Annotated in this window: 23 protein-coding genes and 1 pseudogene; 12 read left to right on the top strand and 12 right to left on the bottom strand. The window is 63.8% G+C overall.

The window, feature by feature from the left end; translation table 11 throughout:
• Positions 1-5: 5 nt before the first annotated feature.
• Complete coding sequence (locus LOY26_RS06835; protein ID WP_258714512.1) at positions 6-530, bottom strand: ankyrin repeat domain-containing protein; 525 nt, start codon at positions 528-530, stop codon at positions 6-8.
• Between the two features lie 266 nt (positions 531-796).
• On the opposite strand from LOY26_RS06835, the gene LOY26_RS06830 reads away from it, so the two are divergent.
• Entirely contained in the window at positions 797-1069 is a 273-nt protein-coding gene (locus LOY26_RS06830) for a DUF3509 domain-containing protein (protein WP_033700646.1), read from the top strand.
• 59 nt (positions 1070-1128) lie between these two features.
• Here the strand turns inward: LOY26_RS06830 and LOY26_RS06825 are convergent, their stop codons facing one another.
• The 3 genes from LOY26_RS06825 to aroC form a co-directional block, all read right to left on the bottom strand.
• Positions 1129-1665: an oxidase gene (locus LOY26_RS06825; protein WP_258714511.1), complete on the bottom strand. Its 537-nt coding sequence runs from the start codon at positions 1663-1665 to the stop codon at positions 1129-1131.
• A complete protein-coding gene (locus LOY26_RS06820; RefSeq protein ID WP_186663032.1) occupies positions 1665-2819 on the bottom strand; it encodes an MFS transporter in 1155 nt (384 codons plus the stop codon). Before LOY26_RS06820 ends, LOY26_RS06825 begins: the two co-directional genes overlap by 1 nt.
• Positions 2820-2896: 77 nt before the next feature.
• Entirely contained in the window at positions 2897-3988 is a 1092-nt protein-coding gene (gene aroC, locus LOY26_RS06815) for a chorismate synthase (RefSeq protein WP_033700649.1), read from the bottom strand.
• Positions 3989-4128: 140 nt separating this feature from the next.
• Here aroC and LOY26_RS06810 point away from each other — a divergent pair, with 140 nt between their 5' ends.
• Both LOY26_RS06810 and LOY26_RS06805 read left to right on the top strand, forming a co-directional pair.
• Positions 4129-5091, top strand: a complete 963-nt coding sequence (locus LOY26_RS06810) for an alpha/beta hydrolase (protein ID WP_033700650.1) — start codon at positions 4129-4131, stop codon at positions 5089-5091.
• A 191-nt stretch (positions 5092-5282) separates the two neighbouring features.
• On the top strand, positions 5283-6071 hold the full coding sequence (locus tag LOY26_RS06805) for a hypothetical protein (protein WP_258714510.1): 789 nt from the start codon (positions 5283-5285) through the stop codon (positions 6069-6071).
• Positions 6072-6092: 21 nt separating this feature from the next.
• Here the strand turns inward: LOY26_RS06805 and prmB are convergent, their stop codons facing one another.
• Positions 6093-7001, bottom strand: a complete 909-nt coding sequence (prmB, locus tag LOY26_RS06800) for a 50S ribosomal protein L3 N(5)-glutamine methyltransferase (RefSeq protein WP_033700652.1) — start codon at positions 6999-7001, stop codon at positions 6093-6095.
• Positions 7002-7180: 179 nt separating this feature from the next.
• Between prmB and LOY26_RS06795 the strand changes: the two genes are divergently transcribed.
• The 5 genes from LOY26_RS06795 (at position 7181) to LOY26_RS06775 (ending at position 9879) form a co-directional block, all read left to right on the top strand.
• On the top strand, positions 7181-7771 hold the full coding sequence (locus tag LOY26_RS06795; RefSeq protein WP_186659352.1) for a cysteine hydrolase family protein: 591 nt from the start codon (positions 7181-7183) through the stop codon (positions 7769-7771).
• Between the two features lie 90 nt (positions 7772-7861).
• Positions 7862-8182, top strand: coding sequence for a hypothetical protein (locus tag LOY26_RS06790; RefSeq protein WP_186659350.1), 321 nt, complete (start codon positions 7862-7864; stop codon positions 8180-8182).
• Between the two features lie 96 nt (positions 8183-8278).
• Entirely contained in the window at positions 8279-8839 is a 561-nt protein-coding gene (locus LOY26_RS06785; RefSeq protein ID WP_033700655.1) for a Smr/MutS family protein, read from the top strand.
• A gap of 69 nt (positions 8840-8908) precedes the next feature.
• Positions 8909-9454, top strand: coding sequence for a GTP cyclohydrolase I FolE (folE, locus tag LOY26_RS06780; RefSeq protein WP_033700657.1), 546 nt, complete (start codon positions 8909-8911; stop codon positions 9452-9454).
• 59 nt (positions 9455-9513) lie between these two features.
• Positions 9514-9879: a glutaredoxin domain-containing protein gene (locus LOY26_RS06775; RefSeq protein WP_186659348.1), complete on the top strand. Its 366-nt coding sequence runs from the start codon at positions 9514-9516 to the stop codon at positions 9877-9879.
• 19 nt (positions 9880-9898) lie between these two features.
• Here LOY26_RS06775 and LOY26_RS06770 read toward each other — a convergent pair whose 3' ends face one another.
• Positions 9899-10501 (bottom strand): glutathione S-transferase family protein, encoded by a 603-nt coding sequence (locus tag LOY26_RS06770; protein WP_258714509.1) that lies wholly within the window; start codon positions 10499-10501, stop codon positions 9899-9901.
• Between the two features lie 143 nt (positions 10502-10644).
• On the opposite strand from LOY26_RS06770, the gene LOY26_RS06765 reads away from it, so the two are divergent.
• On the top strand, positions 10645-11835 hold the full coding sequence (locus LOY26_RS06765) for a benzoate/H(+) symporter BenE family transporter (protein WP_258714508.1): 1191 nt from the start codon (positions 10645-10647) through the stop codon (positions 11833-11835).
• Positions 11836-11952: 117 nt separating this feature from the next.
• Here the strand turns inward: LOY26_RS06765 and LOY26_RS26985 are convergent, their stop codons facing one another.
• The 3 genes and pseudogenes from LOY26_RS26985 to LOY26_RS06755 all read right to left on the bottom strand — a co-directional run bounded on the left by LOY26_RS26985 (position 11953) and on the right by LOY26_RS06755 (position 15407).
• Positions 11953-12816: a methyl-accepting chemotaxis protein gene (locus LOY26_RS26985; protein WP_408980767.1), complete on the bottom strand. Its 864-nt coding sequence runs from the start codon at positions 12814-12816 to the stop codon at positions 11953-11955.
• Positions 12814-13341, bottom strand: a pseudogene (locus tag LOY26_RS26980) (HAMP domain-containing protein); the annotation flags it as partial. The pseudogene LOY26_RS26980 and the gene LOY26_RS26985, both read right to left, overlap by 3 nt.
• A gap of 668 nt (positions 13342-14009) precedes the next feature.
• A complete protein-coding gene (locus LOY26_RS06755) occupies positions 14010-15407 on the bottom strand; it encodes a PLP-dependent aminotransferase family protein (RefSeq protein ID WP_186659340.1) in 1398 nt (465 codons plus the stop codon).
• Positions 15408-15543: 136 nt separating this feature from the next.
• Here LOY26_RS06755 and LOY26_RS06750 point away from each other — a divergent pair, with 136 nt between their 5' ends.
• Complete coding sequence (locus LOY26_RS06750; protein ID WP_258714507.1) at positions 15544-16713, top strand: MFS transporter; 1170 nt, start codon at positions 15544-15546, stop codon at positions 16711-16713.
• A gap of 137 nt (positions 16714-16850) precedes the next feature.
• Here LOY26_RS06750 and LOY26_RS06745 read toward each other — a convergent pair whose 3' ends face one another.
• On the bottom strand, positions 16851-17612 hold the full coding sequence (locus LOY26_RS06745; RefSeq protein WP_258714506.1) for an SDR family oxidoreductase: 762 nt from the start codon (positions 17610-17612) through the stop codon (positions 16851-16853).
• A 183-nt stretch (positions 17613-17795) separates the two neighbouring features.
• Here LOY26_RS06745 and LOY26_RS06740 point away from each other — a divergent pair, with 183 nt between their 5' ends.
• Complete coding sequence (locus tag LOY26_RS06740; protein WP_047581796.1) at positions 17796-18797, top strand: NADP-dependent oxidoreductase; 1002 nt, start codon at positions 17796-17798, stop codon at positions 18795-18797.
• Between the two features lie 134 nt (positions 18798-18931).
• Here LOY26_RS06740 and pyrF read toward each other — a convergent pair whose 3' ends face one another.
• Entirely contained in the window at positions 18932-19633 is a 702-nt protein-coding gene (pyrF, locus tag LOY26_RS06735) for an orotidine-5'-phosphate decarboxylase (protein WP_047581794.1), read from the bottom strand.
• Between the two features lie 182 nt (positions 19634-19815).
• Here pyrF and LOY26_RS06730 point away from each other — a divergent pair, with 182 nt between their 5' ends.
• Complete coding sequence (locus tag LOY26_RS06730) at positions 19816-19983, top strand: DUF2897 family protein (protein ID WP_077068581.1); 168 nt, start codon at positions 19816-19818, stop codon at positions 19981-19983.
• 80 nt (positions 19984-20063) lie between these two features.
• Here LOY26_RS06730 and LOY26_RS06725 read toward each other — a convergent pair whose 3' ends face one another.
• Positions 20064-20396 (bottom strand): ComEA family DNA-binding protein, encoded by a 333-nt coding sequence (locus tag LOY26_RS06725; RefSeq protein WP_033701499.1) that lies wholly within the window; start codon positions 20394-20396, stop codon positions 20064-20066.
• Between the last annotated feature and the right edge of the window lie 493 nt (positions 20397-20889).

Genomic DNA, 20889 nt, shown 5'->3' with positions numbered 1-20889 from the left:
CAGGGTTAGCCGGCCAGCGTTTGCAAGCGCGCTACCGCATCGACTGCGCCCATGGTTTGCGCGGCCATCAGCGCGGTGGCGCCACGGGCATCCTGGCGCGCCGGGTCGGCACCTTGGGCCAGTAAGTAGTCGATGATCTCGCGGCGGTTGAACATGGCCGCCAGCATCAGCGCGGTACGCCCGTCCTGGGCGGCGGCATCCACCGGCACGCCGTGCTCCAGCAGCAGGCGGATCATCGCCAGGTCGCCTTTGAACGCAGCGCCGGCAATCGGCAGTTGCCCATTGTCATTGGCAAGCAGCGGGTCGGCGTTGTGCTCCAGCAGCACGCGAACCGCGTCGTGGTGGCCGTGATAGCTGGCCAACATCAGCAGGGTGTCACCCTTGTGATTGCGCAGGTTGGCCGGCAGACCGCTGGTAAGCAAGCGCCCGAGCATGTCGGCATCGCCTTGGCGGGCACGCTCGAAGACCTGCTCGGCAAAGGCCGCTGTTTCGTCATCGGTCATGGCGGCGGGCGCGGGTTGGGTGGACATGTTGAACCTCCTGGCAGAAATGATTGCCTAATTTTTTGTCAGGCAAGCCCGGCGGGTCAAAGGTTCAGATTCTATCGAGCCGATAGCTAACTCAGGGCTCGTGCAAAATGCACTGTGCAAAATGCACGACCATGCAGGTTGCACGAGGCAGCCTTGTAAAAATAAGCTCAACCCATTGATTTTAAAGAACTTTTAGATAGAAAGTTTTTTGGCACGGTCGCTGCAACCATCAACTCACGTCTGCCACACAACAGTCAGGAGTTGATATGGACCTCATCCAGGAAAAGTTCGTCTCGGTGTTTTCGGCCTACCAGGTCGCTACCCAGCCCCGCCCCGATGGTGGTGTCTTGCTGACCCTGCGTGCCGCTGATGGCAAGGTTACCCGCCGCGTGTTGACCTACGGGCAACTGCACAGCGCCGAGCAGCTGTCCTGGGCGATCAGCGCCATTCGCCGTGACCTGGCCGAACAGGCGAGCGAACTGCCCGTCATTACCATGCTGCAGAGCCAGCAACGGTTTGCATTGCCGACCTATCGCTGATTCTTTTTACCGCTTTCTTCGCGGGGCAGACTTGCTCCGCGAAGAAACCGGTACACGTCTCACAGCTCGTCGATGCCCAAGAACGCTCGGGCAGTCTCGTCCCCGGTAAACCTCGCCTGCATCCCCTGCTCACTGCCAAACAACCGCAACGCCACACAGAATGGCGTCTCCCCCAGCTCTACCCAGCGCCGCGTGCCGGCCGGGACCACCAACTGGTCACCCTTCTCGCACAGCACCGAATACACGAACCCACCCAGGCGCAAGCCCACCTGCGCCCGCCCGCTGACGACCGCAAACACCTCTTCGGCGTCATGCACGTGTTCATCACGCACATCGGCCTGCAGCGGGTCCGCGACGTCACGGTTGAGTACCGCGAAGACCGTACTGCCATGGCCGGTCATCAGTTCATCGAGATAGTCGCCGCACGCGGCCATGACCTCGTCTGCGGCGCTGCCGGGGCGAACCCGTAGCTCAAGCGGGCGGTGGACGAAACGCACGCCCTGCTCGGCCAGCGTGGCCTGTATATCGTCGTGGTGGGTCAGCAGCTTGTTCGGCAGCTCCGGGCTGGACGGGTGGAAAACGCTGAGGATACTCATCAGTGGCGGGTCCTGGTCGATTGCGAACAAAGGGCAATGATAACGGCTGCGGCCAAGGCTGCGGCACTGGCCATACCAAAGGTGAAGGCTGGCCCCAGCAGGTTCCAGCTGTAGCCCGAGTACAAGGCGCCGAGCGCACCGCCGGTGCCCGACAGTGCCGCGTACAACGCCTGGCCCTGGCCTTGCTGGCGCGCGCCGAAGCTGGCCTGGACGAACGCAATGCAAGCGGCATGAAAGCAACCGAAAGTAGCCGCGTGCATCACCTGGGCCAGCACGAGCACTGCCGGGTCATCCGCCAGGGTGCCAAGCAACAGCCAGCGCACGGCGGCCAACAGGAAGCTGGCCAGCAGCACCCGCTGCACGGAAAACCGCGCGAAGACCCGGCTCATGGCCATGAACACCAGCACCTCGGCCACCACCCCCAGCGCCCACAACAGGCCGATGGCGCCACGGCTGTAGCCCAGGTGCTCCAGGTGCAGGGTGAGGAAGGTGTAGTACGGCCCGTGACTGAGCTGCATCAGCGCCACGCACACATAGAACGCGATAACCCCAGGCGCCCGTAGCTGCTGCACGAAGCCCCCCGCGCCGCTGCGCTCGCCCTGCTCCACCGGCTGGGCATTGGGCACCCAAAGGCTGGCGGCGACGATACCGGCCATGATCGTGACGAGGGCTACCGGGTAGATGTCCAGGCTCAGCCACTCGAACAACCGGCCCAAGCCGACCACGGTCAGGATGAAACCGATCGAGCCCCACAGGCGTACCTGGCTGTAGCGGGACGTCTGCCCGTGCAGGTGGGCCAGGGTGATGACCTCGAACTGCGGCAGCACCGCGTGCCAGAAAAACGCATGCAAGGCCATGACCAGCGCCAGCCAGGCGTAGCTCTTGCCGAAGAAGATCAGGGCGAAGCTGGCCAAGGTGGACAACGCCCCCAGGCGCACGATCAGCAGGCGCTGGCCGGTGCGGTCGCCCAGCCAGCCCCACAGGTTGGGCGCGATGCAGCGCATCAGCATGGGGATGGCCACCAGCTCGCCGATGCGCGCCGGGGAGAAACCCAGGTGGTCGAAGTACAACGCCAGGAAGGGGGCGGTGGAGCCCAGCAGGGCGAAGTAGAAAAGGTAGAAGCTGGACAGGCGCCAGTAGGGAATCGGGGGCATGGTGGCTCAGCCAGTTTTGTTGTTGCCGGTACCGGCCTCCTCGCGGCTACACCCGCGAAGAGGCTGGTACCGACGAATCAGAGCTGGCCCAGCACCGGAGTACTGACCTTGACCTCGGCATTCTGCGCGCGGTGACGCAGCAGGTGGTCCATCAGCGCAATGGCCATCATCGCCTCGGCGATCGGCGTGGCGCGGATGCCGACACACGGGTCATGACGCCCCTTGGTGATCACTTCGACCGGATTACCATTCACATCGATCGAGCGGCCCGGCACCGTGATGCTCGACGTCGGTTTCAGCGCCAGGTGCGCAACGATAGGCTGCCCCGAGGAAATACCGCCAAGAATACCGCCAGCGTTGTTGCTGAGGAAACCTTCCGGGGTCATTTCATCACGGTGTTCGGTACCGCGCTGGGCGACACTGGCAAAGCCCGCGCCGATTTCCACACCCTTGACCGCGTTGATGCTCATCAGCGCATGGGCAAGTTCCGCGTCGAGGCGGTCGAAGATGGGCTCGCCCAGGCCCGGCATCACCCCTTCGGCGACCACGGTGATCTTGGCCCCAACCGAATCCTGGTCGCGGCGCAGCTGGTCCATGTAGGCCTCGAGCTCCGGCACCTTGTCCGGGTCGGGGCTGAAGAAGGCGTTCTGCTCTACCGATGCCCAGGTCTTGAACGGGATCTCGATCGGGCCGAGCTGGCTCATGTAGCCGCGCACGGTGATGCCCTGGGTGGCCAGGTACTTCTTGGCGATGGCCCCCGCCGCCACGCGCATGGCGGTTTCGCGGGCCGAGCTGCGCCCGCCGCCGCGGTAATCACGTTCACCGTACTTGTGGTGGTAGGTGTAATCGGCGTGCGCCGGGCGGAACAGGTCCTTGATCGCCGAATAGTCCTTGGACTTCTGGTCGGTGTTACGGATCAGCAGGCCGATCGAGCAGCCCGTGGTGCGCCCTTCGAACACGCCGGAGAGGATTTCCACCTCGTCCGGCTCTTGGCGCTGGGTGGTGTGCCGGCTGGTGCCGGGCTTGCGCCGGTCGAGGTCATGCTGCAGGTCGGCCAGGGAGATCTCCAGGCCCGGTGGGCATCCATCGACAATGGCGACCAACGCCGGGCCATGGCTTTCGCCAGCGGTGGTGACAGTGAACAGCTTGCCGTAGGTATTGCCGGACATGGACGCTCCGCGAGTCTGCCTGAGATGAACGAAAGCGGCAGTATACGGAAAATTTCAACAGGAATGGTCGTCTGTACTGGCCTTGCGAACCTTCACGCAAACATTAGGTCATATTCATCACCTCCCCACCGTAGTACCCCATGATGCCGCGCCTCGTCGCCTTGCTTTTCATGCTCTGCGCCAGCCTCGCCCAGGCCGCCTCCCCCACCGTCCTGCAACGCCCCATCGACCTGGACACCGGCCAGGGGGTGCTGCACGGCAGCCTGCTGTTGCCGCAGCAGGCCACCCCACCCCCCGTGGTGTTGATCATCGCTGGTTCCGGCCCGACGGACCGCGACGGCAACAACCCGGCCTCGGGGCGTATCGACAACCTCAAGCGGCTGGCCCTGTTGCTGGCTGGCGACCACATTGCCAGCGTGCGCTTCGACAAACGTGGCGTGGCCGCCAGCCAACCGGCCACGCCCGATGAACGTGACCTCAGCGTCGAGCGCTATGTCGCCGATGTGGTGGCCTGGAGCCGCAAGCTCAAGGCCGACCCGCGTTTCGGCCCACTGATTCTGGTCGGCCACAGCGAAGGCGCGCTGATCGCCAGCCTGGCTGCCGAGCAGGCCGGCGCCAGCGCGGTGATCACCCTGGCCGGCAGCGGCCGGCCGCTGGCTGAGGTGCTGCGCGAACAGCTGGCCCAGCGCCTGCCGCCCGCCCAACTGGCCCGTGGCAGTGCCTTGCTCGACCGCCTGCAGGCTGGGCAGACCAGTCTGGACGTACCCGCTCCGCTGCGCCAGGTGTTCCGCCCCAGCGTGCAGCCCTACCTGATTTCGCTGTTCCGGCAGAACCCGGCGGCGGCGTTCGCGCAACTGCCGATGCCGGCGCTGATTGTCCAGGGCCGTAATGACGTGCAGGTAGACGTGACCGATGCCGAGCGCCTGAAGGCAGCTAAACCTGATGCGCAACTGGTCTTGATCGATGGCATGAACCACATGCTGCGCATCAGCCCCAAGGGCATGAGCCAGCAACGTGACAGCTACCTCAACCCAGAGCTGCCTCTGGCTCGCGAACTGGGAGAGCGAATCGTGACGTTCATCCAGCATTTGCCATCGGCCTGACCCTCAGGTCTTGAACGCCGCTGCCGATAACGTGGGTGGTGGCGAGAATCCGGGGCCGCTGCGCAACCCTTTCGCGACGCAAGGCCGCTCCTACAAAAAAGCACGCGATGCCCTGTAGGGGTGGCCTTGGGTCGCGAAAGGGGCACGCAGTGCCCCCTCAGGCTGCCAGCACGTACATAAGGACAGCCCTGATGACCATTGCCCCTACCGCCGTAGAACCGGCCGAACAGCCACAACCCGAGGACGGCGCCACGCTGCCTTGGGCAGACCTTGCCGTCGAACACTTCCAGCTGTTGCGCCTGGCGCCCCTGCCCACCGACCGCGCCACGGGCGCCCGCCCGCTACGGTTCGTGCAGTTCGGCTATGCCGAGCGCCACGACAAGGCGCACAGCCTGCTGCGTATGGAAATCCAGCTGCCTGGGCAAAAAGTGCGCAAGGAGCAGAACCACCTGGATATCCGCGTCGACCACGCCGAGCGCCGGGTGCGCATTGGCAGTGAACAGGGCCTGCAACTGGAACCGCTGAACCGCGGCATCGGCCGCTTCATGCTGGCCCAGGCCGTGCAATGGTTGCAGCGCAAGTGGTCGCATTACCAGGTCGAAGGCATGGCACTGCCGAACAAGGATGCCCTGAGCGAGGATTCACGCCTGCGCCGCGACCAGTTCCTGCATGGGGTTGGCATCAAGGTCGAATATGAAGACCCTCAGCACCTGAAAGGCCGCACCGTGGAAATCACGGTGGGCCAGCTCAAGGCCGCCTGGAGCAACGAGCGGCTGCAGCGGGTCGAGATTCTCGACGCGGCCAACCTGCTGCAGCAGGCCGACCAGCAGTTGCAAGAGAAGGAAGGCCAACTGCGTGAGCGGGATGAGCGGGTGGCCAAGTACCGGCGCGAAGACGGCGGGTTGCGCTTTACCATCACCTGCCTGGTGGCCTTTGCGGTATTTCAGGCCGGGTTGCTGATCTGGATTGCAACCCGCTGAAAGGGTGGCTGCGGCCCCAAGTCAAACGCGGGCTTTGAACAGCTCCTGATGCTGGCGGCACTGCTCGGCCGTCAGCATGAACACCCCATGCCCGCCACGCTCGAACTCCAGCCAGGCAAAATCCACCTCGGGGTACAGCGACTCGACGTGCACCTGGCTGTTACCCACTTCGACGATCAGCAAACCCTTGTCGTTGAGGTGGTCTGCCGCCTCGGCAAGCATGCGCCGCACCAGGTCCAGGCCATCGTTACCGCAGGCCAGGCCCAGCTCGGGCTCGTGGTGATACTCGGCCGGCATGTCGTCGAAGTCTTCGGCGTCGACGTACGGCGGGTTGGACAGGATCAGGTCGAAACGCTGCCCTGGCAGGCCATCGAAGCCGTCGCCCTGCACGGTGTAGACGCGCATGTCCAGGCCGTGCCGTTCGATGTTCTGGTTCGCCACCTCAAGGGCATCGAACGACAGGTCACCCAGCACCACTTCGGCCTCGGGGAACACTTCGGCCGCCACGATGCCGATGCAACCGGAGCCTGTGCACAGGTCGAGAATGCGCGCAGGCTCTGACGCCAGCCACGGCTCGAAACGTTTTTCAATCAGCTCGCCAATGGGCGAACGGGGCACCAGCACCCGCTCGTCGACGATGAACGACATGCCGCAGAACCACGCCTCGCCCAACAAGTAGGCGGTGGGCACACGCTCTTCGATGCGCCGCTTCAACAGGTGCTGCAGGCGCACGCGCTCGTCGTCCTCGAGCATGCAGTCCAGGTAGCTGTCGGCCACCTCCCATGGCAGGTGCACGGCGCCCAGCACCAGCAAACGGGCTTCGTCCCAGGCGTTGTCGGCACCGTGGCCGAAGAACAGCTCGCGCTCGTGGAAGCGGCTGACCGCCCAGCGGATGTAGTCGCGCAGCGTGCGCAGACGGGATGTGATCACGGGGTACTCCTAATTCAGACCGTACAAAAGTCTAACAGCCCAACCCGCACAAATGTTCCTTCGGGTTGCCCAAAGGCTAGCCACAGGCCAGTAACTACGCCGCTTGTGATGTCAACCATTCCCATTGACGCCAAGGCAAGGGACAATAGGTATACAAAAGCCCTTCCAAGGAGCCCTTGATGTCCGTTCCAACCACGATGTTCCGCCTCACTGGCCGCGACTACCCGCCGGCCAAGTTGAGCCACGCCAGCCTGATCATCATCGATGCGCAGAAGGAGTACCTGAGTGGTCCCCTGGCGCTGTCGGGCATGGACGAGGCCGTGGCCAACATCGCCCGGTTGCTCGACGCTGCGCGCAAGAGCGGCCGCCCGATCATCCACGTCCGCCACTTGGGCACTGTCGGTGGCCGCTTCGACCCACAAGGCAGCGGCGGCCAGTTCATCCCCGGGCTGGAGCCGCACGATGGCGAAATCGTCATTGAAAAGCGCATGCCCAACGCGTTCAAGAACACCAAGCTGCACGACACTTTGCAGGAGCTTGGCCACCTGGACCTGATCGTCTGCGGTTTCATGAGCCATTCCAGCGTCAGCACCACCGTGCGCCGCGCCAAGGACTATGGTTATCGGTGCACCCTGGTGGAAGACGCCTCGGCGACCCGCGACTTGGCGTTCAAGGACGGGGTGATCCCGGCCGCGCAGATCCACCAGTGTGAAATGGCCGTGATGGCCGATAACTTCGCCTGTGTCGCCCCTACCACCAGCCTGATCTGATCCAATGGCCGGTAATTACCGCCCGGCAGCCGGGCGGAACCCAACGGGCGAGCGCAGGTCGAATTCCGGATATCCACAGAGGAAATCGGAATGAAGCTCAAAGGCAGTTTCGACGCCAAGCGCCTGCGCCCGCGCGAACCACGCAACTGGGGCGCTCGCCTGGCCGCCGGCCTGTCGGCCCTGCTGGCAACGCTGGGTGTACTGCTGGCCATGGCCGGCATCGCCGGCCTGCTGGGCAATTACCCGGCCCTGGCCGAACTCAATGCCAACCGGCCGCTGTCGGCCACCTTCACGGCAGGGGGGTTGTTATTGCTGTGGCTGGGCGTGAGGTTTTGGCGGCGTAGCCGCATTCGCCTGCGCCGTGGGCGTGAGCTGAACCTGTCGCCGCACTTGATGAAAAAGCACGACTGACGTTTCCACTGATGCCGCGAAGAAGCCCGCGCAGACTACACATGGCTGCACAGCCGCCCACAGTCGCGTAAACTACGCCGCCCACGTGGAGGCATCATGCAAGACAACGACTTTTCCCTGTTCCATGCCGAAGTGCGCGGCGTCAAGCCGATCAAGCACGACCGTGCCGAGGTCGGCAAACCCAAGGCCGACCGCAAGCAACTGGCCGGCCTGCGGCAGGCGGCCACCGTGCGCAGCGACAAGGCACTGGTGATCGATGGCATGTCCGACCAGTTCGTCATCGACGTCGGCGCCGAGGACGAGTTGATGTGGCGCCGTGACGGCGTGCAGGAAACCCAGCTGCGCAAACTCAAGCTCGGCCAGATCGCCTTCGAGGGCAGCCTCGACCTGCACGGCATGACCGTCGAGAAAGCCCGTGAGACCCTCTGGGACTTCATCGCCGAGGCCACCAAGCTGGAAGTGCGCTGCGTGCGCGTCACCCACGGCAAGGCCGCACGCCTCGACGGCAAGCGCCCGATGATCAAGAGTCACGTCAACACCTGGCTGCGCCAGCACCCGCAAGTGCTCGGTTTTGCCTCGTGCAATGCGCGCCATGGGGGCACCGGCGCAGTCTACGTGATGCTCAAACGAACCATGCTTGAAGGACGCGACGAGTAACGCCGCGCTTGCAGCGCCGCCCTTGCCGCCGTACCCTTCGTTTTTGCGATTTTTCCCACAGGTAGATACATGTCCCTGGAACAGAACTACACCGAGATTCTCAGCCAGATCGGCGAGGACGTCTCCCGTGAGGGCCTGCTCGACACGCCCAAGCGGGCTGCAAAGGCCATGAAGTACCTTTGCCGCGGTTATGAGCAGACGCTGGAAGAAGTCACCAACGGCGCGCTGTTCACCTCCGATAACAGCGAGATGGTGCTGGTCCGGGACATCGAGCTGTACTCGATGTGCGAGCACCACATGCTGCCTTTCATCGGCAAGGCTCACGTTGCCTACCTGCCCAAGGGCAAGGTTCTGGGCCTGTCGAAAGTTGCCCGCATCGTCGACATGTACGCCCGTCGCCTGCAGATTCAGGAAAACCTCAGCCGCCAGGTCGCCGAAGCTGTCGAGAAGGTGACCGGCGCCGCTGGCGTGGCCGTGGTGATCGAAGCCAAGCACATGTGCATGATGATGCGCGGTGTCGAGAAGCAGAACTCGAGCATGATCACCTCGGTGATGCTGGGCGAGTTCCGCGAAAACGCGGCCACCCGCAGCGAGTTCCTCAGCCTGATCAAGTGATCGGCTGGTGATCCCGAGCCGACCCTGCGGGGTCGGCTTTTTCTTTTCAGGAGTTGCCCATGATCGTCAAAGCCCTGCGGGTTGGCCTCGGCCAGCTCATCGTGTTCGGCGACTGGATCAGCCGCCCGGCCAAGCGCAAGCGCGATGCCGCCGCCCAGGCGCGCGTCGAGCAAGCGGCCAGTAGCCTTACGCTGTACCAGTTTCATGCCTGCCCATTCTGCGTCAAGACTCGCCGCACCCTGCACCGCCTGAATGTGCCGGTGGCGCTGCGTGACGCCAAAAACGACCCGGTGCATCGCCAGGCGCTGCTCGAAGGCGGAGGCAGGGTCAAGGTGCCGTGCCTGCGCATCGAGGAAGACGGCAAGGTGAGCTGGATGTACGAGTCCAAGGCGATCATTGCCTACCTGGACAAGCGCTTCGCCTGACCTCTAGGCACGGGCCGGCTCAGCCCACCATCGGCACATGCCGAGGGTGGCTGGCCACCCGTTCCAGCCAGGCCCTGACCGCCGGGTAGTCCGCCAGGTCGAACCCACCCTGCTGGGCCACATGGGTATAGGCATACAGCGCCACATCGGCAATCGAATAGCGGTCGCCGACCAGGTACGGCGTCATCTGCAACTGCCGCTCCATGACCTTGAGCGCCTTGTAACCACCTTTATGCAGCTTGCGGTATTCCGCCAGCCGGTCATCCGGCAGCCCCAGGTAGAACTGAATGAACCGCGCCACGGCAATATAAGGCTCATGGCTGTACTGCTCGAAGAAGTGCCACTGCAACACCTGCGTGCGCAAGCGCGGCTCGGTAGGCAGGAAGTCACTGCCGTCGGCAAGGAAGTTGAGGATGGCGTTGGACTCCCACAGGTACGTGCCGTCTTCCAGCTCCAGCACCGGCACCTTGCCATTGGGGTTCATCGCCAGGAACTCGGGGGTCTCGGTCTCCCCCTTGAGAATATCCACCGGATGCCACTCATACGGCCGACCCAGCAGGCTCAACATCAGCTTGACCTTGTAGCAGTTGCCCGACTGGTAGTCCCCATAGACCTTGTACATCGCCCTCCCCTCCCATGCAGTTGTGCATTCGTGCCCAATAGTTGGCGACTGTACGGCTAAAAGCAATGGCCGCTGTATGGCAAGGATCAACCTTGCTCGCGTTAGTCTGAAAAAACTGCTTACACCTTTACAAGGATTTTTTCATGACCGATGCCACCTCCGCCCGCCTGCGGCCCCTGGCAGACAGCTCCCCGTCGGCGGTTGTCGCCGGCTTCATTGCCATGCTCACCGGCTATACCAGCTCACTGGTGCTGATGTTCCAGGCCGGCCAGGCGGCCGGGCTGACCAGCGCGCAGATTTCGTCCTGGATCTGGGCGCTGTCGATCGGCATGGCGGTGTGCAGCATTGGCCTGTCGCTGCGCTATCGCACGCCGATCACCGTGGCCTGGTCGACCCCCGGTGCCGCGCTGCTGATCACAAGCCTGGGCGGGGTGAGTTATGGTGAGGCCATCGGCGCCTACATCACCTGCGCCGTGTTGGTGCTGATCTGCGGCCTGACTGGCAGTTTCGAGCGACTGGTCAAGCGTATTCCGGCCTCGTTGGCCTCGGCGCTGCTGGCCGGCATCCTGTTCAAGATCGGCAGCGAGATCTTCGTCGCCGCCCAGCACCGCACGCTGCTGGTGCTTGGCATGTTCTTCAGCTACCTGCTGGTCAAACGCCTGTCACCGCGCTACTGCGTGCTGGCTGCGCTGCTGGTCGGCACCGCGCTGTCCGGCGCCCTTGGCCTGCTGGACTTCAGCGGGTTCAGCCTGGAAGTGGCAACGCCGGTATGGACAACGCCGAGCTTCTCGCTGGCGGCGACCATCAGCATCGGTATTCCGCTGTTCGTGGTGGCCATGACCTCGCAGAACATGCCCGGCGTGGCCGTGCTGCGTGCCGACGGCTACCAGGTGCCCGCCTCGCCGCTGATCTCGGCTACCGGGTTTGCCTCGTTGCTGCTGGCACCGTTCGGCTCGCACGGGGTCAACCTGGCGGCGATCAGCGCGGCGATCTGCACCGGGCCGCACGCCCATGAAGACCCGAGCAAGCGCTATACCGCGGCAGTGTGGTGCGGGATTTTCTATGGCATTGCCGGGGTATTCGGGGCGACCTTGGCGGCATTGTTTGCCGCGCTGCCGAAAGAGCTGGTGCTGTCGATTGCGGCCTTGGCGTTGTTCGGCTCGATCATGAACGGGTTGACCGTGGCCATGGGTGAGGCGCGTGAGCGTGAGGCGGCATTGATCACCTTCATGGTCACGGCTTCAGGGTTTACGCTGTTCTCCATTGGCTCGGCGTTCTGGGGGATCGTGGCGGGGGTGTTGACCTTGTTGATCCTCAACCCACGTAGAGACTGACGGTTTTTGTAGCTTGTACCGGCCTCTTCGCGGGGCAAGCCCGCTCCCACAGGTGCCTGTGGGAGCGGGCTTGCCCCGCGAAGAGGCCAGTACAGGCAACAGAGATAGGGGCCAGGCTCACAACCTGAAATGCCCCACCATCCCTTTCAAATCAGTGCCCAACTGCGCCAGCTCGACACTCGACCTGGCGTTGTCCTGCATCGCCAACGCCGCCTGATCGGCACTGCCGCGGATCTGCGTGACGCTGCGGCTGATCTCTTCGGCTACCGAGCTCTGCTGCTCGGCCGCCGCCGCAATCTGCTGGTTCATCTGCTGAATCAATGAAACCGCCACGGCGATGCTGCCCAGCGCGCTTTCGGTCTGCAACGCATCGGCCACCGCCAGGCGCACCAGCTCGGTGCTGCCGCGGATCTGTGCCACCGACTGCTGGGCATTGCCGCGCAGGCTGGCGACCAGGGTTTCGATCTGCTCGGTCGATTGCCGGGTACGTCGGGCCAGCGCCCGTACCTCGTCAGCCACTACCGCGAACCCACGCCCCTGCTCGCCGGCACGGGCCGCCTCGATCGCGGCATTGAGCGCCAGCAGGTTGGTCTGCTCAGCGACGCTCTTGATCACTTCGAGCACATCACCAATGGTGTGGATCTCTGCGCTGAGGCTGTCGATGCCGGCACTGGCCGCCTCTGCGGCTGTCGCCAACTGTTCGATGCGCTGCATGCTCTGACGCACCACCTGCTGCCCGGACTCGACCTTGTCGTCGGCCGACTGGGCCGCCTGCGCTGCCTCCTCGGCATTGCGCGCCACATCGTGCACAGTGGCAGTCATCTGCTGCATGGCGGTCGCCACCTGCTCGGTCTCCTCCTTCTGGCTGCCCACCTCGCGGTTGGTCTGCTCGGTCACCGCTGACAACGCCTGGGCGCTGCCGGCCAGTTGCTCGATGCCCTGCTGCAACCCGCTGACAATGCCCGACAGGCCGGCCGCCATCTGCTGCATGGCCTGCAGCAACTGCCCAACCTCATCGCTGCGCGGCGCTTCTGCCTCCAGGCCTAACTCGCCCGCAGCAATGCGCTGGGCGCGGGCGATGACGCGCTTGAGCGGGCCAACCACCGCGCGAGTGATCAGCCAGGCAGCCAGCACGCCGGCCAACAGTGCAAGCCCCGTGGCCAGGGCAATGGCCAGGGCATTGCGGGACAATTCGCCCTGCAAGACCTGCTCCTGTCCCAGGTAGGCCTGGTCGACCCGGCCGGTGACCTGCTCGGCCCGCGCCTGTAACTCGGCCTTGAGGCCTTGCTCCTTGGCCAGCAGGTCGGTGTATTCGTTGAGCTTGTCGGAGAAGCTGCCGATGTGCCCGGCCACTTCACCCAGCACACTCTGGTAGCCGGCATCGCTGACGGCGCCCTTAAGCTGTTCGACCAGGTTCGCCGCTTCGAGGGTCTGGGCGATGCGCGCCTGGCCGACGCCCTCTTCACCCTTGCGGCTCTTTTCCAGGCGCACGCGGGCTTCGTCCATCGCCTGCAGCATCAACCGTGAAACCTGCGCCACTTGCCCAGCCTGCTCAAGAAACTCACCGCCCTGCTGGCCCTGGGATTGTTTGAGGGTGTAGGTGCCGTCATCGGCCAGCCCGGCCTGCAGCACATCAAGGTTGTTGGCCACGCTGGACACTGACCAACTGGCCATGTCCAGCGCCAGCTCCTTGGCCTGCACCGCCTCGACAAAGGCCTCGAACGCCTGCCCGTAAGCGCCCAGCTCAGCCTCGGCCGCCGCCAGCGCCGGCAAGCCACGGGCGCGCTCGGCCAACCCCTGCAAACCGCTGCGCAACGCCTCGGCCTGCTTGATATCAGAGCTCAGGGCAAAGGTTTGTTCGTGCTGGCGCAACCTGAGCAGGTCGGTATTGAACTGGGCCAGCTGGCGCAAGCCGTCAAAGCGCTGGCCCACACTGTGCAACGCGGCGATGCCAATGGCCGCCACCGCCAGGGTCAGCAACAGCACCAGGGTAAAGCCCAGGCCCAGTTTGCGGGCCATGCCCAGGTTGGCCAGAACACCGTGCTTGGTCGCACCCATCGCCGATTCCCCTTCACCTTGTCAGGTTTGCCGAAGGCCAAGCGTGGCAACGATGCCAGTCCACTCACAAGGGCCTGACGCCAGAATAGTGTCAAATAGCTATGAGCGTGTCGCTATCAGTGTGCTGGGGGTCGCCCTGCGTATTTCAAGAAGGCCTGGGCGCGAGAATCCTGCCCGTAAGCGACATTGATGCGCAGCCAGGCGCTGGCGGCGCCCTGGCAATCGAAGGCGCTGCCAGGGGTGAGCAGCACCGAATGCTCCAGGGCCAGTTGCTCGAGGCTGGCGAAGTCACGCCCCGGTACCCTGGCCCAGACGAACATGCCGCCATAGGGTTCACAGAACACCTCCCAGCCTGTTTGCTCCAGTTGCCCAAGCAACTTGGCCATGTGCTGACCCAGGCGCAACCGCAGGCGTTGCACGCTTTTTCGGTAACTGCCGTTGGCCAGCATCTGCCCGACCACCTGCTCGGCAAACCGCGACGTGCCGATGCCGCTGACCATTTTCAGTTCAGCCAGCCGCGCCAGCAACAAGGGCTCGGCAACCAGGTAGCCGACCCGCAACGAGCTGCTCAGGGTCTTGGAGAAACTGGCCATGTAGATCACCCGCTGTTCGCTGTCCAGCGTAGCCAGGCGCGTTGCCGGGCCCTCCTGGAAGTCGGCGTAGATGTCGTCTTCGATGATGCGCAGGTCGTGCTCGCGGGCCAGTTCCAGCAGGCGGTAGGCCACTTTGGGGGTGAGGCTGGTGCCCGTCGGGTTGTGGTACAGGCTGTTGATGAACAGGCATCGTGGGCGATGCTCCGCAAGCAAGCGCTCCAGCGCAGCCAGGTCTGGGCCCTCGGCCAGGCGCGGCACGGGCAACATGCGCACCTGGTGCTGGCGCAGCAGGTTGAACAGGTTGTAGTAACCGGGGTTTTCCACCAGCACCGTATCGCCAGGGCGCAGCAGCGTGCGTACCAACAGGTCGAGGCCATGGCTGGCGCCCTGGGTAGTGAGGATGCGCTCCGGGCCGGCGGCGATATCCAGGCGCGCCAGGCGCTTGTGCAGTTGCTGGCGCAAGCTGGCCAGGCCCAGGGGTGGGCAGTAGTCGAGCAGGTCTTGCGGGTTGCCGCGGCTGACCAGGCGTACGGCCTGGGCCAGCTCGGTGGTGGCACGCCAGCTGTTGGGCAACCAGCCACAACCGAGCTTGAGCAATTCGTCATGGCCCTCGCGAAATTGCCGCCAGTGACCATCGCCGGCCTCGCCCCAGGGCTGGCCATCATCGGCCCCGCCCCCTGGTTTGCGCTCGGCGACGAAGAAACCGGTGCCGTGCCGCGCCTCCAGCCAGCCGCTGGCGACCAGGCGATCATAGGCCTCGATCACACAAGACGCGCTGACCGCCTGGCTGTGCGCCAGTGCACGGATCGACGGCAGGCGCGCCCCGGGACGCAGGCGCTGCTGGTCGATCCAGGTTTGCAGGTGGTCGGTGAGTTGCTGCACCAGGGGGGTGCTGCTGGAGCGGTCCAGGGAGAAGTGCATGGTAAGTGTTCGCGGATTTTGAGCGAACAGTTAAGCATAAATGGGTGGTGGGTGTGTCTAGTTGCGGCGGCGGATAAAGGTCAGTGTGGGCAGGGCCTCTTCGCGGGGCAGATACCTAAACTTCAGGATCCCACCCATGCCCTGCGCCTCTACCCGATTAGCCTTCGCCCTGTGCCTGATCACTCTGGCGGTCAACCTCCAGGCCCCGCTCTATATCACCTACGCCGACCTCTCCGGGCAAGGCGCCGCCGCCACCGCAGTGGCCTTCTCCGGCTACGTGCTGGGCGTGCTGCCAGTGCTGCTGGCCCTGGGCGGGCTGGCCGACCGGGTCGGGCGCCGGCCGATGATAATCGCCGCGCTGCTGCTGTCGATGGTCGCCACCGTGCTCATGCTGCTGGCCCCCAGCCTGCAAACCCTCGGCCTGGCGCGGCTGTTCCTGGGCCTGGGCACCGGCCTGGCCTCGGCCATGGCCACCGCCTACATGAGCGAGCTGATGGGCAGCGACGGCAGCGGCCGCGCTGCCAACTGGGTTACCGCCAGCACCTCGCTGGGCTTTGGCCTGGGCGCGGCGCTTACCAGCCTGTTCCTGCTGCGCGGCCCAAGCCTGACCCCTGGCAGCTTCCACCTGCAACTGCTGCTGGCCGTCGTTGCCCTGGTGCTGGTGTGGCGCCTGCCCGACCCACGCCCGGCGCAACGCAGCGCCATGCTGCGCCTGCCGTACTACCCGCGTGGCAGCGTTGCCTATGGCCTGGCCATTCTGCTGGCCTGGGCCTGCGTGGGCCTGGTCATCGCCCTGCTGCCGGGGATCCTGCGCCAGCATGGCCTGAGCGCGTGGTCAGGGTTGTCGACCTTCTGTGTGATCAGTTGCGGCTTGTTGTTCCAGCCGATGGCCCGTCGCCTTTCGAGCCTCAAGGCCACACTGCTGGGGCTGGTGATTTTGCCGTGCAGCTACGCGGTGCTGGCCTGGGGTGCCGACAGCGGGCAACTGGCTGCGGTCTTGCTGGGCGCCGTGGCGGCCAGCAGTGCGTGTTATGGGTTTATCTACCTGGGCGGCCTGGCGGCGGTGAACCAACTGGCCGGCAGCGAGAAAACCCGGGCCAGTGCCGGGTTCTTCTTGCTGGCGTACCTGGGGTTCAGCTTGCCGGTGATCTTTACCGGGTTGCTCAGCGACCGGTTGGGCGCGCGGGTGGCCTTGCTGGTGTTTGGTGGGGTGCTGGTGCTGGGGTGTGTGCTGGTTGGCCTGGCACTTGTGGTGTCTGCCCGAGCAGCTTTGCCAGAAAAGCCGCTGGTGCAGGTACACCACTGATTGTAGGAGCGGCCTTGCGTCGCGAAAGGGGCGCGTAGCGGCCCCACGGTCTCAGCTTCGCCGCATAGATTGCTGGGGCCGCTACGCGCCCCTTTCGCGACGCAAGGCCGCTCCTACACCCACGCACACACCGCAAGTCAGATCGCCGTCGCTCCGCCGTCCACAGTCAGGCTATGCCCGGTGGTGAAAGCCGCGCCATCGCTGCACAGGTACAGCACCGCACTGGCAACTTCCTCGACCTTGCCGATGCGCCCCACCGGGTGCATCGCCGCTGCGAACTCGGCCTTGCGCGGGTCCGCCTCATACGCACGGCGGAACATGTCGGTGTCGATAACCGCCGGGCACACCGCGTTCACCCGGATGCCTTTCTTGGCATATTCGATTGCCGCCGACTTGGTCAAGCCGATCACCGCGTGCTTTGACGCACTGTAGATGCTCATCTTCGGCGCCGCGCCCAACCCTGCCACCGATGCGGTATTGACGATCGCCCCACCGCCCTGGGCCAGCAGCAGCGGCAGTTGGTACTTCATGCACAGCCACACACCCTTGACGTTGACGCCCATGATGGCGTCGAACTGCGCCTCGCTACCCTCAGCCAAACGGCCCTGCTCGATCTCGATGCCGGCATTGTTGTAGGCGTAGTCCAGCCGGCCATAGGCGGCTATCAGCCGTTCATGCAGCTGGCGCACATCGGCCTCCCGGGTCACGTCGCAGGCGATGAACATCGCATCGCCGCCCGCATCGTGGATCAGGCCCACCGTGGCTTCGCCGCCGACCGGGTCGAGGTCGGCCACCACCACTTTCAAGCCTTCACGGGCAAAAGCCAACGCCGTCGCCCGGCCAATACCCGCAGCGCCGCCGGTGACCAGGGCTACCTGGCCGGAAAAGGTCATGCTCATCGTTTGCTCCTGACGCGGCCATTTGTGATATCGCAGCCAAGCATAGTCAGCGCCCAGCCAAGCTGGGCAGCATCATCAGGCCAACGGTTGGTCTACCATGCTTACCAGTGATGTTACCCACCTGGTTGCATCAGCAAGGTAGATTGGATGCACTTCACCCTTCACTGCCCACAAGGACCCGACATGACCCAGACCAACCGCCGCTTCCTGCTCGCCAAACGCCCCGTCGGCGCCGTGCGCCGTGACGACTTCAGCTTCGAGCAAGTGCCCGCCGAACAGCCCGGCGAAGGCCAGGTCCTGGTGCACAACCTGTACCTGTCCCTCGACCCCGCCATGCGCGGCTGGATGAACGAAGGCAAGTCCTACATTCCCCCAGTGGGCCTCGGCCAGGTAATGCGCGCCCTCGGCGTTGGCGAAGTGGTGGTCTCGAACCATCCCGACTACAAGCCCGGCGACCACGTCAGCGGCGCGCTCGGCGTACAGGACTACTTCACCGGCGAGCCCCAAGGCCTGCACAAGATTGACCCCAGCCTCGCGCCCCTGCCCCGCTACCTCTCGGCCTTGGGCATGACCGGCATGACCGCCTACTTCGCCCTGCTCGAAGTCGGCCAGCCCAAGGCTGGTGACACCGTGGTCATCTCGGGCGCCGCCGGTGCGGTGGGCAGCATCGTCGGGCAGATCGCCAAGCTCAAAGGCTGCCACGTAATCGGCATCGCCGGCGGCGCCGAAAAATGCCAATACCTCAAGGACGAGCTGGGCTTCGATGGTGTCATCGACTACAAGGCCGAAGACGTGCTCGCCGGCCTCAAGCGCGAATGCCCCAAAGGCGTAGACGTTTACTTCGACAACGTCGGTGGCGAGATCCTCGACGCCGTGCTCACCCGCATCAACCTCAAGGCCCGCATCGTCATCTGTGGCGCCATCAGCCAGTACAACAACAAGGAAGCCGTCAAAGGCCCGGCCAACTACCTGTCGCTGCTGGTGAACCGTGCACGCATGGAAGGCTTTGTGGTGTTCGACCATGCCAAGGACTATGGCAAGGCCGCGCAGGAGATCGCCGGCTGGCTGGCCAGTGGCAAGGTGAAGAGCAAGGAAGATGTGGTGGAAGGGTTGGATACCTTCCCAGAGACGCTGCTCAAGCTGTTCAGCGGGGAGAATTTTGGCAAGCTGGTGTTGAAGGTCTAACCCCTGTAGGCGGGGCCTTGCCGGGGCGCCGGAGCGGTCGGAAAGGGCTGCGCAGCAGCCCCGGTACTCTCGGCATCAGCCGGAAATGAAAAAGGCCAACACGCTCGTGTTGGCCTTTTTATCAACGCGGGCGTTTACCCTCGAATCTCCGCCACCACCGCAGCCAGCGCCTGCGCCGGGTCTGCGGCCTGGCTGATCGGCCGGCCAATCACCAGATAGTCCGAACCTGCATCCAGTGCCTGGCGCGGGGTGAGGATACGGCGCTGATCATCCTGGGCGCTGCCGGCCGGGCGGATACCCGGGGTCACCAGTTGCAGCAGCGGGTGCGCAGCCTTCAGCGCCGGCGCTTCCAGCGCGGAGCACACCAGGCCGTCCATACCCGCCTTCTCGGCCAGCGCCGCCAGGCGCAGTACCTGCTCTTGCGGGTCGACATCCAGGCCAATACCGGCCAGATCTTCACGTTCCATGCTGGTCAGCACGGTCACGCCAATCAGCAATGGCTGGGTGCCACTGCGCTTGGCCAACTCTTCACGGCAAGCCGACATCATGCGCAGGCCACCGGAGCAATGTACGTTGACCATCCACACCCCCATCTCGGCGGCGGCCTTGACCGCCATTGCCGTGGTGTTGGGGATATCGTGGAACTTGAGGTCGAGAAACACTTCGAAGCCCTTGGCACACAAGGTCTCGACGATGCCGGAGGCACTGCTGGTGAACAGTTCCTTGCCCACCTTTACCCGGCACAGCGCAGGGTCGAGCTGGTCAGCCAGCTTCAGAGCGGCCTCACGGGTAGGGAAATCGAGGGCGACGATCAGGGGCGTCTGGCAGGCGGACATGGTCAGGGTCTCTTGGCAAGTCGAAAACGGCGCGCATTGTAAACGAAGTGGCGCAGGCTTTGGGGGCCGCAGGTCATGGAATTGGCCCTGCGGTGCACGGCTCCTATAATTGAACCAAAGGATCCGGCAATTGCTCAACATGCGTACAAACGCCGCCCACTGACGATCAAAGGAGAACGACAATGCCCTGGTATGCCTGGCTGATACTCATCTTAGCCCTCGGCTCGATTGTCGGTGGCTTGATGATGCTGCGAGATACAGCGAAAAAACTGCCGCTAACAGACGACCAGCTGCGCAAGGTGCACGAGCGCAATGCCGAGGCGGATGCCAAGGATTCCCAGGACCGCTAGCCACTGTTGCCAGCCCCAGCCCTCCCCTGGCGTGAGCACCTTGCTTGCCCCGCAATTAAGCAGGGCAAGCCCCCCTTCGCTTACTCCACCATCACCTTGTCGCGATTACGCTCCAACAACGCGCTACCGACACCCCTGATCTCCAAAAGCTCATCCACCGAAGCGAACGGACCATGGGTTTCCCGGTAGGCAACGATGGCCTCAGCCTTGGCCTTGCCAATCCCGTTGAGCTCTTTTTGCAGGGTAGCGGCATCAGCCTTATTCAGATCCACCCGCAACGGCTGCGCCGCCACATGGCTGACCACTGGCACTGGGTCGGGTACCGCAGTGGTAGTCGCGGGAGCGGCGCTGAGGGTAAAGGATAGGCTGGCGAACAGCGGCAGCAGCAGGTAGGACAGTACGGTATTACGCATCATGAATATTCCTTGGGTTGGTCTAATCGAACAGCCGTTTTCCTGTGGCTGCGCAATCAACCCTAGCGGTTCGCCTGATTTCGCAACAGGCACTCACCCCGGCGAATCGTTACCGAATCGGACAGCAAGAAAACCAACTTCACGCCCCCAAAAATAATGGCGCAATGCCATATTTCGCGCTAACTTCATGAACTAGTTGAGATAGACGATGGCGTTTAGGTGAATTCCCGTTTAACCTGCGTTTCATTCAGACCAAACGCTGTTGCTTTTCCTACAAGCCTTGCCGGATATGGTCCCCACCCGCTCGTCGCAAACTCTCGCTACATCGTCTCTATTGGCATGATGCCTGAATAACATCAAACAATCGTTTTTGTTGATTGCTCCGAGAAAAATCGGATCCGATATTTCGATGTCAATAAGCATTTTCCCTGAATCAGGGGAAAAAAACGTGCCAGACGGGATGCCATTCTGATGACTAAGTGATAAATTTGCG

Source organism: Pseudomonas sp. B21-047, assembly GCF_024748775.1.
Classification (GTDB): Bacteria; Pseudomonadota; Gammaproteobacteria; order Pseudomonadales; family Pseudomonadaceae; genus Aquipseudomonas; species Aquipseudomonas capeferrum.
The sequence above is the reverse complement of the archived record's forward strand: the minus strand, read 5'-3'. Positions and strand labels throughout refer to the sequence as shown.

Excerpts from the sequence above, each read along its gene's own strand:
- LOY26_RS06835 (WP_258714512.1), bottom strand. The coding sequence starts at position 530 with ATGTCCACCCAACCCGCGCCCGCCGCCATGACCGATGACGAAACAGCG.
- LOY26_RS06830 (WP_033700646.1), top strand. The coding sequence starts at position 797 with ATGGACCTCATCCAGGAAAAGTTCGTCTCGGTGTTTTCGGCCTACCAG.
- LOY26_RS06825 (WP_258714511.1), bottom strand. The coding sequence starts at position 1,665 with ATGAGTATCCTCAGCGTTTTCCACCCGTCCAGCCCGGAGCTGCCGAAC.
- LOY26_RS06820 (WP_186663032.1), bottom strand. The coding sequence starts at position 2,819 with ATGCCCCCGATTCCCTACTGGCGCCTGTCCAGCTTCTACCTTTTCTAC.
- aroC (WP_033700649.1), bottom strand. The coding sequence starts at position 3,988 with ATGTCCGGCAATACCTACGGCAAGCTGTTCACTGTCACCACCGCTGGC.
- LOY26_RS06810 (WP_033700650.1), top strand. The coding sequence starts at position 4,129 with ATGATGCCGCGCCTCGTCGCCTTGCTTTTCATGCTCTGCGCCAGCCTC.
- LOY26_RS06805 (WP_258714510.1), top strand. The coding sequence starts at position 5,283 with ATGACCATTGCCCCTACCGCCGTAGAACCGGCCGAACAGCCACAACCC.
- LOY26_RS06795 (WP_186659352.1), top strand. The coding sequence starts at position 7,181 with ATGTCCGTTCCAACCACGATGTTCCGCCTCACTGGCCGCGACTACCCG.
- LOY26_RS06790 (WP_186659350.1), top strand. The coding sequence starts at position 7,862 with ATGAAGCTCAAAGGCAGTTTCGACGCCAAGCGCCTGCGCCCGCGCGAA.
- LOY26_RS06785 (WP_033700655.1), top strand. The coding sequence starts at position 8,279 with ATGCAAGACAACGACTTTTCCCTGTTCCATGCCGAAGTGCGCGGCGTC.
- folE (WP_033700657.1), top strand. The coding sequence starts at position 8,909 with ATGTCCCTGGAACAGAACTACACCGAGATTCTCAGCCAGATCGGCGAG.
- LOY26_RS06775 (WP_186659348.1), top strand. The coding sequence starts at position 9,514 with ATGATCGTCAAAGCCCTGCGGGTTGGCCTCGGCCAGCTCATCGTGTTC.
- LOY26_RS06770 (WP_258714509.1), bottom strand. The coding sequence starts at position 10,501 with ATGTACAAGGTCTATGGGGACTACCAGTCGGGCAACTGCTACAAGGTC.
- LOY26_RS06765 (WP_258714508.1), top strand. The coding sequence starts at position 10,645 with ATGACCGATGCCACCTCCGCCCGCCTGCGGCCCCTGGCAGACAGCTCC.
- LOY26_RS26985 (WP_408980767.1), bottom strand. The coding sequence starts at position 12,816 with ATGGCGGCCGGCCTGTCGGGCATTGTCAGCGGGTTGCAGCAGGGCATC.
- LOY26_RS06755 (WP_186659340.1), bottom strand. The coding sequence starts at position 15,407 with ATGCACTTCTCCCTGGACCGCTCCAGCAGCACCCCCCTGGTGCAGCAA.
- LOY26_RS06750 (WP_258714507.1), top strand. The coding sequence starts at position 15,544 with ATGCCCTGCGCCTCTACCCGATTAGCCTTCGCCCTGTGCCTGATCACT.
- LOY26_RS06745 (WP_258714506.1), bottom strand. The coding sequence starts at position 17,612 with ATGAGCATGACCTTTTCCGGCCAGGTAGCCCTGGTCACCGGCGGCGCT.
- LOY26_RS06740 (WP_047581796.1), top strand. The coding sequence starts at position 17,796 with ATGACCCAGACCAACCGCCGCTTCCTGCTCGCCAAACGCCCCGTCGGC.
- pyrF (WP_047581794.1), bottom strand. The coding sequence starts at position 19,633 with ATGTCCGCCTGCCAGACGCCCCTGATCGTCGCCCTCGATTTCCCTACC.
- LOY26_RS06730 (WP_077068581.1), top strand. The coding sequence starts at position 19,816 with ATGCCCTGGTATGCCTGGCTGATACTCATCTTAGCCCTCGGCTCGATT.
- LOY26_RS06725 (WP_033701499.1), bottom strand. The coding sequence starts at position 20,396 with ATGCGTAATACCGTACTGTCCTACCTGCTGCTGCCGCTGTTCGCCAGC.